This is a genomic window from Pseudanabaena sp. UWO310, assembly GCF_006861605.1.
GTDB lineage: Bacteria > Cyanobacteriota > Cyanobacteriia > Pseudanabaenales > Pseudanabaenaceae > Pseudanabaena.
On sequence record NZ_SELU01000091.1, the window covers coordinates 1 to 15,616 of the forward strand.

The 15,616-nt window shown below is 37.1% G+C and carries 15 protein-coding genes; 2 read left to right on the top strand and 13 right to left on the bottom strand.

Features of this window, described 5'->3' with window-relative positions; genetic code table 11:
* Positions 1 to 203: 203 nt before the first annotated feature.
* Positions 204 to 911, bottom strand: coding sequence for a hypothetical protein (locus PseudUWO310_RS21310; protein ID WP_143190375.1), 708 nt, complete (start codon positions 909 to 911; stop codon positions 204 to 206).
* A gap of 110 nt (positions 912 to 1,021) precedes the next feature.
* Here PseudUWO310_RS21310 and PseudUWO310_RS23120 point away from each other — a divergent pair, with 110 nt between their 5' ends.
* Positions 1,022 to 1,180 carry a hypothetical protein gene (locus PseudUWO310_RS23120; protein ID WP_190316111.1) on the top strand — a complete coding sequence of 53 codons (159 nt, stop codon included), beginning with the start codon at positions 1,022 to 1,024 and terminating at the stop codon, positions 1,178 to 1,180.
* Between the two features lie 330 nt (positions 1,181 to 1,510).
* A complete protein-coding gene (locus PseudUWO310_RS21315; protein ID WP_143190376.1) occupies positions 1,511 to 3,202 on the top strand; it encodes an ABC1 kinase family protein in 1,692 nt (563 codons plus the stop codon).
* 143 nt (positions 3,203 to 3,345) lie between these two features.
* Here PseudUWO310_RS21315 and PseudUWO310_RS21320 read toward each other — a convergent pair whose 3' ends face one another.
* The 12 genes from PseudUWO310_RS21320 to PseudUWO310_RS21375 all read right to left on the bottom strand — a co-directional run bounded on the left by PseudUWO310_RS21320 (position 3,346) and on the right by PseudUWO310_RS21375 (position 15,513).
* Positions 3,346 to 4,560: a glycosyltransferase gene (locus tag PseudUWO310_RS21320; protein ID WP_143190377.1), complete on the bottom strand. Its 1,215-nt coding sequence runs from the start codon at positions 4,558 to 4,560 to the stop codon at positions 3,346 to 3,348.
* A 4-nt stretch (positions 4,561 to 4,564) separates the two neighbouring features.
* Positions 4,565 to 5,620, bottom strand: a complete 1,056-nt coding sequence (locus PseudUWO310_RS21325) for a glycosyltransferase (protein ID WP_190316112.1) — start codon at positions 5,618 to 5,620, stop codon at positions 4,565 to 4,567.
* Between the two features lie 78 nt (positions 5,621 to 5,698).
* The gene (locus PseudUWO310_RS21330) at positions 5,699 to 6,955 is read right to left on the bottom strand and encodes a glycosyltransferase (RefSeq protein WP_143190379.1); all 1,257 of its coding nucleotides are present in this window, start codon (positions 6,953 to 6,955) and stop codon (positions 5,699 to 5,701) included.
* Positions 6,956 to 6,977: 22 nt separating this feature from the next.
* Positions 6,978 to 7,631 carry an FkbM family methyltransferase gene (locus tag PseudUWO310_RS21335; protein ID WP_190316113.1) on the bottom strand — a complete coding sequence of 218 codons (654 nt, stop codon included), beginning with the start codon at positions 7,629 to 7,631 and terminating at the stop codon, positions 6,978 to 6,980.
* A gap of 111 nt (positions 7,632 to 7,742) precedes the next feature.
* A complete protein-coding gene (locus PseudUWO310_RS21340; protein ID WP_143190381.1) occupies positions 7,743 to 8,450 on the bottom strand; it encodes a methyltransferase domain-containing protein in 708 nt (235 codons plus the stop codon).
* A gap of 17 nt (positions 8,451 to 8,467) precedes the next feature.
* Positions 8,468 to 9,580 (bottom strand): glycosyltransferase family 61 protein, encoded by a 1,113-nt coding sequence (locus tag PseudUWO310_RS21345; RefSeq protein ID WP_143190382.1) that lies wholly within the window; start codon positions 9,578 to 9,580, stop codon positions 8,468 to 8,470.
* Positions 9,577 to 10,803 carry a glycosyltransferase family 4 protein gene (locus tag PseudUWO310_RS21350; RefSeq protein WP_143190383.1) on the bottom strand — a complete coding sequence of 409 codons (1,227 nt, stop codon included), beginning with the start codon at positions 10,801 to 10,803 and terminating at the stop codon, positions 9,577 to 9,579. The genes PseudUWO310_RS21345 and PseudUWO310_RS21350 overlap by 4 nt, the downstream gene beginning before the upstream one ends.
* Complete coding sequence (locus PseudUWO310_RS21355) at positions 10,800 to 11,666, bottom strand: class I SAM-dependent methyltransferase (protein WP_143190384.1); 867 nt, start codon at positions 11,664 to 11,666, stop codon at positions 10,800 to 10,802. Before PseudUWO310_RS21355 ends, PseudUWO310_RS21350 begins: the two co-directional genes overlap by 4 nt.
* A 193-nt stretch (positions 11,667 to 11,859) precedes the next feature.
* Positions 11,860 to 12,828, bottom strand: coding sequence for a glycosyltransferase family 2 protein (locus PseudUWO310_RS21360; RefSeq protein WP_143190385.1), 969 nt, complete (start codon positions 12,826 to 12,828; stop codon positions 11,860 to 11,862).
* Between the two features lie 141 nt (positions 12,829 to 12,969).
* Complete coding sequence (locus tag PseudUWO310_RS21365; protein WP_190316114.1) at positions 12,970 to 13,833, bottom strand: alpha-1,2-fucosyltransferase; 864 nt, start codon at positions 13,831 to 13,833, stop codon at positions 12,970 to 12,972.
* Positions 13,830 to 14,693 (bottom strand): FkbM family methyltransferase, encoded by an 864-nt coding sequence (locus tag PseudUWO310_RS21370; RefSeq protein WP_143190387.1) that lies wholly within the window; start codon positions 14,691 to 14,693, stop codon positions 13,830 to 13,832. Before PseudUWO310_RS21370 ends, PseudUWO310_RS21365 begins: the two co-directional genes overlap by 4 nt.
* Complete coding sequence (locus tag PseudUWO310_RS21375; protein ID WP_143190388.1) at positions 14,683 to 15,513, bottom strand: putative sugar O-methyltransferase; 831 nt, start codon at positions 15,511 to 15,513, stop codon at positions 14,683 to 14,685. Before PseudUWO310_RS21375 ends, PseudUWO310_RS21370 begins: the two co-directional genes overlap by 11 nt.
* Between the last annotated feature and the right edge of the window lie 103 nt (positions 15,514 to 15,616).

Below are 15,616 nucleotides of genomic sequence, written 5' to 3' on the forward strand. Positions count from 1 at the left end.
ATTTTTGATATTGCTTTCTACTTTCTACAATATAGCCTTTCGAGAAATAGCTTTTTGAGTAAAGTAGCCAATTTGCTAGGCATAATTAAAAACCAAAACCAGAGGGCATACCGCCCGCGCAGCGGGCGGTATGCCCTTCTGGGTTTTAAGTTTACTTATGCCGAACTACTGGAACTACTTAGATCTATTATCTTGCGATCGATCTAAGCCTTAGAAGTTCTTGCCCGCGCTGCGTTTTTGGCAGGAGTGCTACTTGTACTTGCAGCGGTGCTAGGAGTAGATGAGGCTGCGCGATCTATTTTGGGTTCTGTTTCAACAATACTGATACGTTCGTATTTTTCTTCCACTTGTTCTTCCGCAGCCTCACGGAGTTCGGGGACAAACTCAGATCCCTTAAGGCGCATCCCTAACTCAAAAAGTAACTCAGCCATATCATCTTTGGAGAGTTTATCTTCACGCAGGATTGAAAAATGGCGGTCTAGCTCTTCTAAAACTAATGATCGCAGTTCGCGATTGTCGTTTTGTAGGTTATCTCGCGTTTCAGCCAGTTCGTCACGCAATGCTACCCTTTGGGCTTCAACCGCTTCATCAAGGGTTTCAATACTATTGGTGAATTTGCGATTAATGCGATCGAACTGTTGACGGAGATCGGCAGCCTCTTCTTGCGTTGATGCACTAATGGTTTTTAGGCGCTTATCAATGGACTCAACGGCCGCGCGTAATTCACTTGCTAAAGCTGATTTTAAATCGTTAAGGCGATCGCGTACGTCTTGCTGAATAGCTGAAATATCAGATTCTGCCTTATCTAACCGACTGGTATATTCGCGCAAATGTGCGCCGAAAATGATATCGCGAATTTGATCGATATTGCCTAAGCGTTCGCGGATTTCATCTCTGGTGATTTCACCCATTAGGTTACCTCTAGGAATGATTTGAACGGATATAGATTTTTAATCCCAAGTCTATATATACATCGCAAAGCAACAATCTCAAACCCATTTTTTTGAGGAAAGCTTCAAAGGTGAAGATTTTCCTAAAATTTGTGGATTGCTTAGCTCTGAAAGGTACTGCACATAGCCATGCTCTGGGTCATGCTCTGGGTTATGCTCTGGCGATCGCCATTGAAGATAACCATAGCAAAGTCTTGCCCTTTTGGCTGTATCGATACAGCCAGATATAGCTGCCGCTGTACTAGGACATAAACCCCAAGAATTGATGGGCGGCGCTTCGCGCCGCCCATCAATTCTTGGGGTTTGATTTGCCCTAAGTCAAGCGAATATAGCTATACAAATGGGTGGCGCTTTTCTGAATAATCTGAATAATACCAATTCCCAAAAGTGTGGCTACACTTTTGGGAATTGAAAACCAAACCCAGTAAGGGTTTTAAAATCACAAAATGGCGTAGCCATTTTGTGATTTGGTATAAAGGGTGCTGCCCTCTACTTTTTAAGCGGTAATTGGGTAATATAATCACAGCGCTGCTAGTTAGCATTGCTAATATTGACTAAATATGTCTGCGATCGCCCCATCCTCACCCAAAAAATTACGCTGGCAGAGAGGGAAAAGCTCTTCTCTTGCCCGCCAACGTGAAGTTTTTTTAGCCGCATTTACATTTCTATTTTTTATCTGGTGGGATAAATTTTGGCAAAACGATACATCGCGGACTCGCAGTAAAAGAGCAGAGTGGCTAGTTCGCAATATGCTCGAACTAGGTCCCACATTTATCAAAATTGGTCAATCTCTATCGACACGCGTCGATTTGTTACCGCCAGAATATATCAGCACCTTGGCTCAACTTCAAGATAAAGTGCCTGCATTCAGTGCTAAGGAAGCCAGAGAAATTATCGAACTCGAATTGGGCAAATCTCTCTATAATATCTATCGTGATTTTGATGAGGTTCCGCTGGCTGCGGCTAGTTTGGGACAGGTGCATCGCGCCACGCTCCATACGGGGGAAGAAGTGGTTGTTAAAGTACAGCGTCCGGGGCTAAAAAAACTATTCGATCTCGATTTACTTGCTGTTGGTAAACTTCTGAAAGTCTTTCGGCGTTATTTTAGCTGGACGCGCAAATATAATCTTGAAGGGATTTACGACGAATTTTTTACTATCCTCTATCAAGAAATTGATTATGCGATCGAAGCTAGTAATGCCGATCGCTTCCGCAAAAATTTTGAAGGTTATCCAAGAATTGTCGTTCCTAAGATCTACTGGAACTATTCCACTTCTATGGTTTTGACCTTAGAGTACGTCCCCGGTATCAAGATAGACGATCGCCAAGCCCTAGAAGCCTGTGGATTAAATCCCAAAGAGATCAACCAATTGGGAATCTGTTGTTATCTCAAACAACTACTCCAAGATGGATTTTTTCACGCCGACCCCCATCCCGGAAATTTAGCCGTTAGTCCGAATGGAAGTCTCATCTTCTATGACTACGGCATGATGGCTGAGGTAAAAACCATGGCAAAGGATCAAATGGTGAAAACGTTCTTTGCGGTTTTGCGTAAAGATACTAACGAAGTCGTTGATACCTTAATGAGCATGGGTTTCATCGAGCCCATTGCGGACATGAGTCCGATCAAACGAATGTTGAAATTTGTCCTAGATCGTTTCACCGAAAGACCTGTCAATATTTACGAGTTCGAGCAAATTAAAGGCGAAGTGGTGGCAATCTTTGAGAAGCAACCCTTCCGTTTACCACCTCAAATGACCTATCTACTCAAATCATTAACGACCCTTGACGGGATTGCGCGGATTCTCGATCCAGAATATAACTTCACCACCGCCGCTCAACCCTTTGTCAAAAGCATTGTCCTGACTAGAGGTCGCGGTAATACCCTTGGTGCTTTGGCTCAGCAAGCTAAAGATTTTTTAGTCTATCAGATCAACAAGCCCAGTCGCATGGAAATTTTGTTAGAGCGATTGGAGGAGCGGATCGAACGCGGCGAATTAATGATTCAAGTCAAGTCTTCAGAAAGCGATCGCACTCTCAAGCGGATTAATATTGCCGTTAAAGCCTTGATTTATGCCTGTTTAACGGGATTTTTAGTCCTTGCTGGTGTCGTGTTATTGTTGGGTACAGGCTTATATACTGGCTGGGCGATCGCCACTTTTGTTGCCGCAGGTTTTTCGGGACTTTCCCTGATTCGGTCTTTAGTCCAACTATCGATTCGTGAAAAAATTGACAATCTTGCTGAGCAGTAACTATAGCTATACAAAAGCTAAGTAGCTAGCCATAAGTAAACTTAAAAACCTAGAAGAGTATACCGCCCGCTACGCGGGCGATATACTCTCTGGTTTTATTTTTTAATTATGCTGAACTACTTATCCAAAATTAGCGACTGAAATCACCTTTTTTGGTAACGCCAAGAGCTATAAATGTTCCATGCTAGAGGATAGTTTTTGGCAAGTCTATATACAATTCCTTGTCTATCTCTTTCAAAAAGTAAGGCTTGTTTAACGGCATCTTTCTTCCTTGGAATATCTACCGTTGAGGTTTCAAAAATGCCATTGACAAGATCGAATCTATCCATCCAATTAAATCTCTGCTCAGCATGAAAGCGCGTTAAACGCTTGAGGTCAGCAATACAACTAAAGTTTTCTATATAACTATCGAGAATGGCAATTAAGCTATTAATCTCTGGAGAACATTGTGGCCAATAATAACCATCTTTCCGACTCCACAAACGGTCGATTTTAATCGCTCGACCAGTTTCTTCAATCATAAATTCATTCATCGGCGGATGATCACAGGTAATTAGAGGTAATCCACAAGCTTGGGATTCGATGGATGGCAATCCCAGCCCTTCTAATCTTGAAGCATTAATGTATACGTCCCCTAAATGATATAGTCCTGGCGCAGAGACAGTTTTATTAATGATTTTGAGTAGGGCTTTCTGTTCTAATGCTTGGATAATATTTTTCTGTTCGGGTATTTCCCTAATTAAGTCCACTTGACTGTGAATAATTAATTTAGAGGGATTAGAAATATTATTAAAAGCTTGAATAATAAAATCCGTTCCTTTTCTTTGGGGAGAATAACCACAAGAATGGAAAAAAACAATTTTTTTAGAGTCAACAGGTTTAAAATTTTGTGGTTTAAATAGGTCAATATCCGTTCCCCAAGGGACATAAAAAACTTGAGGATGCCAATTAAAAGCAGCATAATGTCTTTGTGTATTACAAATTAAAAAGTCATAAGCAGCAAAAAAAGGGATAGTTTCCTCTGTATAGTAATCAATATAAGCGCCAGTTTTTATTCCTAAATGAAGACACCAATCTAATGGCTCCCACCATTGCTGTTCGTTGAAGAAAACAATATCAATTTTTTTTTGCTTAACCCAAGCTTCAAAATCTAAGCGATCGATCGCAGTAGGCACGGGTAAGTTGCTATATTTACCCCAAGTGATGTTACTGTCATCCCAAAATGGATCTCCTTTTGGGTATTTACCCGATCGCGCATATACAAAAACCTTATTCTTCTGATTCAAAATTTGACGATACTGGCGGGAAACATAGCCAGCTCCTCTTTCAAACCACATCGTTACAATGCCAATATTCACAAAGTTAATCTCCAGCTTTTTTATTAATTAACTTGATTTTATAAAACAAAATTCGTTTGATTATACTTAGATACTTCCATAAAGTTTCTAAGGTTATATCCCTAATCTTGCCATATAATTCATAATGGCGGACATATTGTAAAGTACTTCTTTTTAAAGGATCTTTACTGTCAAATAAAGGGATATTACATCTCTCAATAACTTGTCTGATTTGTTCTGCCCGATGTCCAAAAGTATGAAAAGCTATAACCTCCTCATATCCTAATCTCGCAATTCTATCTCTCTCTAGGGAATGCTTTAAATAATATCTTATGTGATTCTTTAAATCATCAAGATCTTCTGCTTCTACTAAGTGGAGATTATTTATAAATGGACTTTCGGAAGAAAGCTTTTCAGTTAATAAAAACCCTTGGCAAGCAAGAGTTTCATAAACTCTAGTCTCAGTGTCTAAGAAGTTTTCTCCATGGATATTTAAAATGATTTTAGCGCGATTGATAATGTTAACCATATCTACGCCAAAAGCATTGGAAGTTACAATTGCAAACTCTTTTTGTAAATCATCAATAATCTTTTTGCGTCTGGGTAATAATGTGCCAACAAAAAGGATATTAATATCTTTCTTTATATCTAGGATCGTGCGATGAAATTCGGGGTCGATGGCACTCTGAAATAGACTCATTTGAGAATGGGCAAGCCATCCTCTGTCGGCGACCCATTGCATACAGGGCAAAGATCTAAAAAAAACATGCTCGAATATCCCTGATTTGAGTAAATAATGTTGATTGACGTTGCGGGATACCAGTTCCGTAAATAATAAAAATTTGGGTCGTTGAATAGACTTTAAAACACTCAAAGGGATTAAATAACCACAACCACGTTCTAAAAGTACTGCATCGAAGTTTTCATCGATCTCAAGAAGAGCTTTAGATAAAGCATAGGCGTTTTTTTGATAGTCAAGACAAATTGTTTCAATATTGATTTTGATTAAGGATTCATGCAAAAAAGTTTCAAATCCCCAACCTGCATTGGTTTCTATTTTATTGATATAAAGTATTTTCATATGATTGTCAGGTATTACAGCGCTTTGCACTCACACCCAAAGCAAGGGAATTTTTGAAAGCGTTGCTTCGCAACGCTTTCAAAAATTCCCTTGTGGTTCGTTTGATCGATAATTGCTGTAAATTAACATTTTTGTACTTTTTTGAATTGCTAAGTTAAATCTCTCTTCAGAGTAATCCATTAAAAATAGCTCATACTTAACCTCATCAACTTCAAAATGATTGCCAAGATTAATAATCAATTCAGAGATTTGATCGACCTCTTCAGACACTATGGATTGCCAATTATAAGCATTAATTATTTTCTGCATAATATAACCACTGCCTACAATTACAGGCTTCCTAAGTTTTATACATTTAGCTAGGATGTTGCTGCTATGGGAATGGTTTAAGTACTGAAGGTAAATCACATCTGAAATCTCTAGGAGTCGATTAAATTCTTCTTCTTCTTCAATGTAGTAATCAAACCTAATATAAGAGTTATTCAATAGGTTTGATGCAAGTTCATTAATTCTTTTTAATTCTTCTTCAGTATAGTTAGGAGGATGTAAATGACCAATGATGAGAATAAAATATTTATCAGGGTTTAGGTTCTGAACTGATTGCAAAAATAGTTCTAAGTTCCTTTTGGGAAGCAAAGAGCCAGTGATGGAAATAATTTTTCGGTTGTTAGCTAAAACTTTGATGCGATCGGCAACTTCAGAGCTAGAGTTGACAGCTACATCAATTATCTCTGGCAGCAAGAAAAACTTGTCTTGTTGAAATCGCAGCCTAAAAAACCTCGTATAAACTGGATGAAGTAAAAGTACCCCTTTACAGGAAGGGAGTGAAAACAGTTGTTCGGCGAGAAACCTTTGCCGACTTTTTCTTTTTCCCCATGATATTTGAGCTTGAAACGATGGCTGAATATAAAGGGCTAGCCATTGTGTCGGTAACAGTAATTTGGCAAACCAGTTAGGAACAGAAGGGATCGCTGAATCGGCATGGGTAAAAAAAACAGGTGTCTGCTGCCCAATTTGTTTTAATAGGTTTTTGGTATATAGCAGACTGACAATCGAGGCGTACTGAATATATGTATTTGGGTATAATCTCCAACAAATACTATCAATAAAAGATAATATTTTAAAGATAGACTTATCTATAAACGAAAGATTTGAATCTAATACTTGGCAGTTTTGCAGTTTTAATTCTCGTATCCATTTATTGAGATGTACATTATCTTCGCATGAAGCATAAACATAAAAATCTTCCTGTATGAGAGCTAATAAAACTTTTTGAAAGTAGATCCTATGATGACCTTTCCAAGTAGAAATATCAATTAATAGAATTAACTTCATTTATTTTATACATAGATTATGGCTACCATTGCAAGTCTTTTGATGCAAAAATTTTATTGCCATCAGTCATTGCAACTAGATGATATCCTCGAGCAAAAAGAAATTCTTGAATAGCATTTGGGTAGGGTTCACTATGAACCTCAACTGAAATCACTTTAGGTGAGTACTTAGAAAAATCTAATCCCATAAGAACGTTTAAATCATGCCCTTCACAGTCTATATTTAGATAGTGAATTTCCTGATTAGCAAAGGGAGAAGATTCGATCACATCAGTTAATAAAGAAGTTGTAATGATTTCCTCCTGTAGAGGCTGCTCCCCAATAATAGAATTTGTTTCTAAAGATGCTAAGCCGATAATTCTATTGGTTGCGCGACCTGAATATCTAAGGAGCTTGAGTTCCTGTTTTGAATCTGATAAAGCGGCTAAAACATTGTAATCATTTGGTCTATATCTATTAAGTTTATCTATTTTATCTTGGTCTAGATCTATATTTATTCCTTTATAGCCTTTTTTATTAAGAAGTAAGGTATTGGAGATTGTTATAGGATCGAAAGCGCCGCAGTCTACGTAGATACCTTTTTGGGGATCTAATTTACGTAAAAACCGGATGACAAGTAGATCTTCACCAAACTGAGAGAATGAAATATTTGCATTGCATTGTTCTTCAAAAGACAAATTAATTTCATTGTAATTCCCAAAAGACGATGGAAATATTTTTGATTTGATGCGCTTTAAGAAATTCCTCAAGGTCTGAAATTTTGAATTTACATTGAGTATCATAACCGTTCATTTTTTTGCTAACGCCCAAACACTTGCAGGATATAACTCTTCATTTTTAAGACTATGCCAATACTTAATATAATATTCACAAATACCATCTTTAGCATGAGAAATTAAACATTGCCGATTGCCCCAAGAACCAGTTTGAATATTTTCGAGAGGAAATCCACATTCAGCTAAAAAATATTTTAATCCTGTTTCCGTCCATCGCGTACAATCAACTGGACAGTGATGTATCCTAATTAAAAAAGGGACTGTAATCAAAAAGTAACCTTCTGGTTTCACCATAGCATATACGTTATTTCCAGCGCGATAGGGCCATAGTAAATGTTCAAAAACCTGTTCGGCTATAATTAAATCAAATTTTTCCTCCAGCTTTTGACTGCAAATATCTAAATCTGGATAACTCAGGCTTTTATAGGATCGGAAAGGAAACTTCTGCCATTCTTTCCCAGATATTTCTAAAACATCTAACTCCGCAGGATTGATATTTTCAATTAGTATGGCAGTTTCACGATTCATGACAATTCTTATCCACTGTTCGCATTCATTACCAGTACGCCAATAGATATTGTAGGCATAACTAATAATCTGTCTCCAGCCTTTAAAAATCTTCTCTTGCAAAGAGGTTTCACTATCCAAAAATATTTTACGCCAAGCGGCTATTTCCCTCCTAATTGCTTTAGATAGACTTGTTTCTAAGGTTAATCTCATTGCTAATCACCACAAAATTAATTTGATAGTAAAATCTGTTGTAACATTCTCTCAAACTTAATTGGTTCTAGAGTGTATGAGTCTCTAGAACCGATTTGACATCGATAGACATAATGATTAAAGCCTAAACATTGAGAAATGACGAAATAACAGGTGGAAATATGATGGGGTGGAAAGATCTCTAATATATCTAAACATCCACTATTACGATAGATAATATTGGCAAATGCTGCACCATGCTCGCCTACAATATATCTTGCATTGGCAAATATTTCGATTTGTTCTTGTAGAGATATTTTACTGCAATCAATACATTCAAAGCCTAATTCAAGACATATTTTAACTACTTCTTCACGATTAGTCATATTCCTTTGGTTACTAGAAGTACGCATAAGAAATATTTTTCTGTTTTGTCTTTTGTCGATTTCTGTAATATTTAAAAGTTTGAGATTTCTTTCGATTCCTTTAGGAGTTAGCTCATGGGCTCTAATGGTAATCAAATTGTTTATTCTTATATATTCTTTGTCTTGGACAATCCAATGAAGATCTTTAAGTTTTGCCTGTTGAATTGCACTTTGGAAATAGGAGGTGTTGTAGAGATTTTTGCTGACGATTATGGGGCGGTTGAACAATAAATTTAGATCTAATAATAATCCTAGCTTGGGTAAAATGTCATTGTAAAAATGGAAGTAGTTGTTGTCTCCCCATGGATGACGCAGAGAAATAGCTTCTTGAAAATTTAAGGTGGATTGATTCATTTTATATATTGCTATGGGTAAATACGGTAGCGGCACTTCATTCCCTTCGGGTAAGGCATAGCAGTCGTCAATAATTGTATTACCTCTGGCGATTACTCCACCCATGAGCGGCTCTATAATTACAGGTTCTTGAATTTCGATTACAAATTCTTGATGGCGATAAGGACTATAGTTTGTTAGCTCGTAACTTAGTTGTTTTGCCAGCAATTCATCATTTGGGGAAATAAACTTTTTTGAACTATCCCTTTTGGAAAAATTAATATTTAAGTAGTGAATTAAATGCTTTAAGTGTGAATAGTTTATTCTTCGCCATCCGAGGCTTCGGAGCTTTATTTTTAGGTGAAATGGAATCGCTTGAATAATCTTTTTCATAGAAGAATTTGTTGATACAATTCTGTATATCTCTCCGATTGTAGGTGCAGAGGATATTCTTCAAGAGCGATCGCACGACAGTTTTTGCTCATGTCTAGCCTTAGATTGTCATCCTCTAACAATTTAACAATGCCATGTCCGAAATCCTCGGTATTTTCTGGGGTTGCTAAATATCCTGAGATCGAAGGTCTTACTATATCCCTTACGCCACCAATATCGAACGAAACCATTGGCGTACCGCAGGACATACTCTCTTGTAGCACCAGCGGTAAGTTATCGGCACGAGTGGGCAATATAAATAGATCTGCTGCACTGTAAGCAATAGATTTCAAGCGATCGCTATTAATATAGCCCAAGCTAATTATGGGCATACCCAGTTCTGACCTAAAAGCTTCATTGCTATTACCAAAAGTAAGGAGCACTATGTTGGATTTCAGGGATTGGGGCAATTGTTGTAGAGCCTTTAGTAATAAATCTCCTCCTTTGCGATGATCTTTAAGACTAGTTACTCCAAATAGGAGCACTTTTTTGTCCTGAGGAATATCTAGAACGGCTTTGCACAATTGCCGATCTAAAGGTCGGTAGGCATCTGTATCAATACCATAGGGAATGTGGTGAATGGGAAATCGACCGAGCATACTGGCTTGAGCCTGTTCGGCTAGCCAATGGCTCGGCGCAACTATGACTAAGTTTGATTTACTATAAACCCAATTTTTGAGTTTCCATTCAAGGTTGGTATTGTCACGATAAATAGATGGATAGATATTGGGATAGGGGCATTTGCCACAGCCAGATTTCCAGCGATCGCAATCATAGCTATAGGCACAATGCCCCGTAAATCCCCACATATCATGTAGGGTAAAAACAGTTGGCTTATTTTGGGTAATCTTGCTAATCGCTAAGTAATTAAACCAACTATTTGCCCCATGCAGATTATGAAAGTTTAAAATATCGGCTTCTTGATAAAAGGGATGATGGGGAATATTAAATGTGCTTAAGATATTGATATAAAGTAAACCCAATCGGCCATTAAAGCGAAATAACTGTTTGTTTAAATGGATATTCTGTCGGATTATATCTATTCTAGGATCGGAAATTAAGGACTCACCAACCAGTAACTTAGAACTCACCCCTCCTTTAGCAAGTAAACTTTGATGCAGGCGATAGGCAGCTATAGCCGCTCCACCACCAATATCAGATTGATTAATATGTAAAATATTCATAGGGAGGGCTTAATCGCTTCCATATACAGGGAGTCTGGTTTGTAAATCGAACCATCAGGTTCAGTATCTAAATTAAAGCTTGTCCAGTTCGATATGTAGCTTTCATGGGCAGTTCTCTTTATTATTTGTTCTAGCCCAATTTCTTGTAGTAGTTTAGATAACGAATAGCGATCGTACATCCATTGATGAACTTCTCCGCTTTGCCTAAACTGACCAATGCTCAATGCTTCTAACTCTATAGGTTTAAGGATCAGTTTAAGTAAGGATTGATGGCGATATTCAGGATACCGCAATAGACGATAAAGATGTTTTATTAGCTTTTTTATGGAGATTTCATCAACGGCTATTTTTTGAGAATCTATTTTTTGAGAATCTATTTTTTGAGAAGCCAATATAATACGTTTAAATTCAGAGCCGCAGCGTTTAATGATAAATTCCTGATTAAGAATATCCTTCCTAGAAAGAAAATTAATCATTTCTCCTCCAGCTTGATTTCTTACCGTTTGATCGTACATTTCGAGTAACATCCATTCATAATTTTGTTCGCGTTCCAGAAAGTTGTTACTAGCATTGTCTAGGCAATTGATATACAATCTCGCGATTTGTTCGAGATCTGGTACGACTACGCGCAATACCCCTTGACGGCGTAAGACTCGATAGCACTCTTTAGTAAATGCTTTGGCTTCATTTTTGGATAGATGTTCTAACAGATGAGAATGATAAACTATGTCAAATGATTCATCCGCATAGGGAATTCCTTTTTTTAAATCATAGGGAATAACATTTTTATCTGTAGATGAGAAATTAATATTTGTCCAAGATGGATGAAATCGTTTGCCACAACCCAGATTAAGGTATTTCATTTCATTTTTGAAAGCGCATATATAAACTTTGTATAGTCAACACATAAGTAATTGAGCTTAATTAAATATAAAACCCTAAAGCCTGCGGTGCAAGCTGCGCTTGAGTCGCAGGTTTTAGATCTGGATTTTAATTATGCCTAGCTGCATAGTCAACACATAGTCAACACATAGTTAAACAGTTTTTACAATTATTTTAAATTGTCTTTCTGATAGCGAATAAAGATTTAAATTTACTTCCTAAGTGTCGGATCTTACTTTTTGTTTTACCGATAAAGCTATTATTTTTTCTAGCTAGTTCTTTTATAGCTTTCCCTCCAAATACATGATCGAAAGTATAACAATCTGCTTCTACATGTCTAACCACAAAAGGGGAATGACGGATTATGCCAATATCAGTAATTTCCATATTAGCAAGATGGCTCTCCATATAAGTATGGGTGGCATCTTTACCAAAACCGATATTTGATATCAAATTAACATTTGGTAAGATAGTTAATCCTGATTGTGACCAGCAAGAAAAAATCCACATATAGTCCCAAATATCTTTGGGTTGCTCTGACCACATCCTTTCAAAAATTCTATACCAATATTGCTGTTCGTACTCATCACTAAAGACTTGTTTGAGTAGTCCCGAATTTGTGAATTCCAGCCAGTTCTCTAAGTGTAGGTCGCAATGTTTCCAAGCTCTTCGCCATGTTGCCCATCCCCAGCTATGGGGATATTTTGAGAAGTAATAGCTGTAGGGAGTTCTCTTATTTCCGTCTTGAAAATTACTACCACTAATGGTCATAACCCGTTGATCATCGCGATAATATTTAAGAAGGGTTTCGCAGTATTGGAAAAATGAAAGGTGGGGGAGACAATCGTCTTCTAAAATTATTGCCTCGTCAACATACTCAAAGACCCAGTTTATTCCTGAATAAATGCGATCGCGACATCCTAGATTGATGTCTGAGTAATTGCGTGAAACTTCACAATTCCAGTCGATTTTCTCTGTTATTTCCCTAGTTCTTTGACATAAGATTTCTTCGTTTTCATTACGGGAGCCATCTGCAACTATGAATAACCTAGTGGGCTGAGCTTGACGAATAACATCAAATACTCTCGCAGTTAAATCTGGGCGACGAAATATAAAGAATACGACAGCAGTGGAACAGGGCATAAATTATTTAAAATGATTTTATGGGAAACTAAAATTGCATTTATTAAGTAGATTGGCATAATTAAAACTCAGAATCAAAAGCTGTAGCGCACGCGCAGCGTGCGCTACAGCTTTTTGGGTTTTATATTTAATCAATCCCAGTTACTTATATACATCTATGTAATCTAAAAAACTAGATTCAATAAAACTAGGGAACCAAGAACTTAAGCGATGATCGATCCAGTACTTTGGGGCTAAAAAGAATGAATCAGGCTGACTCATTCTTGCTAAGTATGCAGCCCACCAAGCAAAGCTACTTGCGGACAGGATCCCACCTTTACATTGAGTCATTACAGCAAAATCTTCTATGCTCGATCCATAGGAAATATAGGCATTTTCTAAATCTCCAAATACATCTTTGACATAAAAAGGATCGTCTGAGACAAACACAAAAAATGGATTATGAATTTTAGCACAAATTATATTAATACAATTTTGATAATAGGAAGCTGGTAAAACTGCGGGATGTGACTTTGTTCTCCACGCTAGATAGTCTCCCCTGCGGATGTGAACGAATATTGGTGTTCTTCCTTGAGTTAAGTTCAATAATAATTGTTTGGCAAAAGATAATAATTCGGGTTTTAATTTCAATATGTCGATAGTTTCTCTCTGAAAAAATAATTCACTTTGAAAGTAGGCTTGTTCAGCAAAGAATATTTTTTTTAATATCCCAAAATCTAATATTATTTCGGGGCGTTCATTGGATTCTTTAATTGTAGTAACAATTTTTTTTTGAGCTAAGAATGACATGAGTCTATAGATTCGGTAATAAATAGCCCTTTCCCATCTAGGACTATTACTATTGATTATTTTGGCTTTTATTCCTGTAAAAACTGATTGAAGTTCGCTAAATCCTAGTAGTATGAGTTCTTCTTCGGATCTGCATAATTGACGAAGCGCTGCGTACTGAAATATCTGATTGCCCAATCGACCTGATTGCTGAAAAATTAGCATCGTAAATGTCAAGAGAAATATCGTTTTATTTTATTTAATGCCCTTGTCAATATATTTGTATTTGTATTTAATTGGGTAGAAGCATGGCTTGGATTAGTAGAGATAAACTTAGACGTAATTCTATCTAGATCGAGTTGGCTCAAAATGCGATCGCGGCTAGCAATTATATTTCCATAGTTAGCATATTCTGGGAATATTTCGTCAAAAGAATGAAGACTGGATAAATCATAAACTTTTGCAGAGAAGTCAGGAGCAGAATCGATTAAAATTATTTCCTTATAATCTAGAGTCCGCAAAGTTTCCAAACATTTAAGAGTACTGCTATAAATATCAGGAGTCCATCCACCTTGCTTGCTAGATTTGAGATCGCCTCCCCCATACTCAAACATTAAAACTAGTGGCAATAGTATATCGGGAATATCTAATAACTGATTAATTACATCAATTTCCGTCCCTTCAATATCAATTTTTATGCAAGTGATCTTATTTACTATTTCTTGCTTGAGAAGGGTAGGTAAGGTCATTGACATAACTTGTTTAGATTTATTTTCAATTCCCCACCAATCTGAACGAGTTGAGCAAAGATTGGTGTTTTCAGAGCCTTTCCAATTGCCCATATAAATGCTAACCATCCCATCTGTCTCAGTGATACAGCTTTCCCATAATTTGATGCCCTCGCGATCGCAAATTTGTTTTAGTTCGTCATTGGGGACTGGCTCAACGGCGATCGAAGTAAACCCTAGCTGTTTAAAAAGCAAGCAGTAAAAAGCAAATGTGCCTACCCCAATATCGATGGTTAAACCCGATCTATCACTATCAACTTCGGGGAGAATATGATTTAGTAAAGCGAAACAGCACTCTTCAACATGCATTATTTTTGGCTCTTAGCAATTTTTCCATCCCCCAAACTATTAATTCAATACCGCAATCCCTATCTAGTTGACTCAGAGGATACTCGTTCTTAAATAATACTACGCCATCGATCCTTTGCTTAAAGTCTTGCCCAGACATCTGATTGCTATCCCAAGTGTGGCTGGCAAAATTACAGAGTAAATAGCCTCGTTGAGATTTTTGGATAATTTTTTCCATATATACATCTTGAATTTCCCGTTTGATCTCGCTAAAGGCATAGTTACTAATTACTAAATCATACTCATTGTTATGGCTTAACTCTTCTTCAGTTAGGTATTCTACGTTAGGTACTGAAAGGTCATTTAAAAATCTTTTGCTAAGTTGCAAGCATGGTTGTAGATCGATCAATGTATAGGAATTGACGTTATAAAAATCAGAAATTATTTTGCAAAGTCCACCATATCCACCACCAATTTCCACAATGCGTTTGCCATTTAAGTCACCGAAAAAATGTAGCAAATCGCTTAAAACATTAATGTATCTTAAGGTTGTGGGAGAGAAACTATACTTAGGAGAAAAAAAACTATGTTTGTAGGGAAAAGTGTTTGGAGAACCGACTTTTTCGCTAGACACAAAATTTTGCAGGTAATTTGCTAATTTGCTTTGTTTGGAAAGAGCAAGCTGTAGATAATCTTTCCCAGCTTGTTTGGATACAGTTTCCACAATCTTTGTATAGACTGGATGCCTTCTGAAACTGTTATAGATAAAATCGGTGTTAGCTGCTTGAAAGCAGAAATCTGGATATTCTCCATCGTCCGAGCAACTGCTTCTGCATTCCATAGTTTCGATTTCACTCACTATAAACTAATATCAATAAACTAATATATTAAACTTGGACAATGAACTAAGTACTTCAGCATAATTAAAATCCAGATCTAAAACC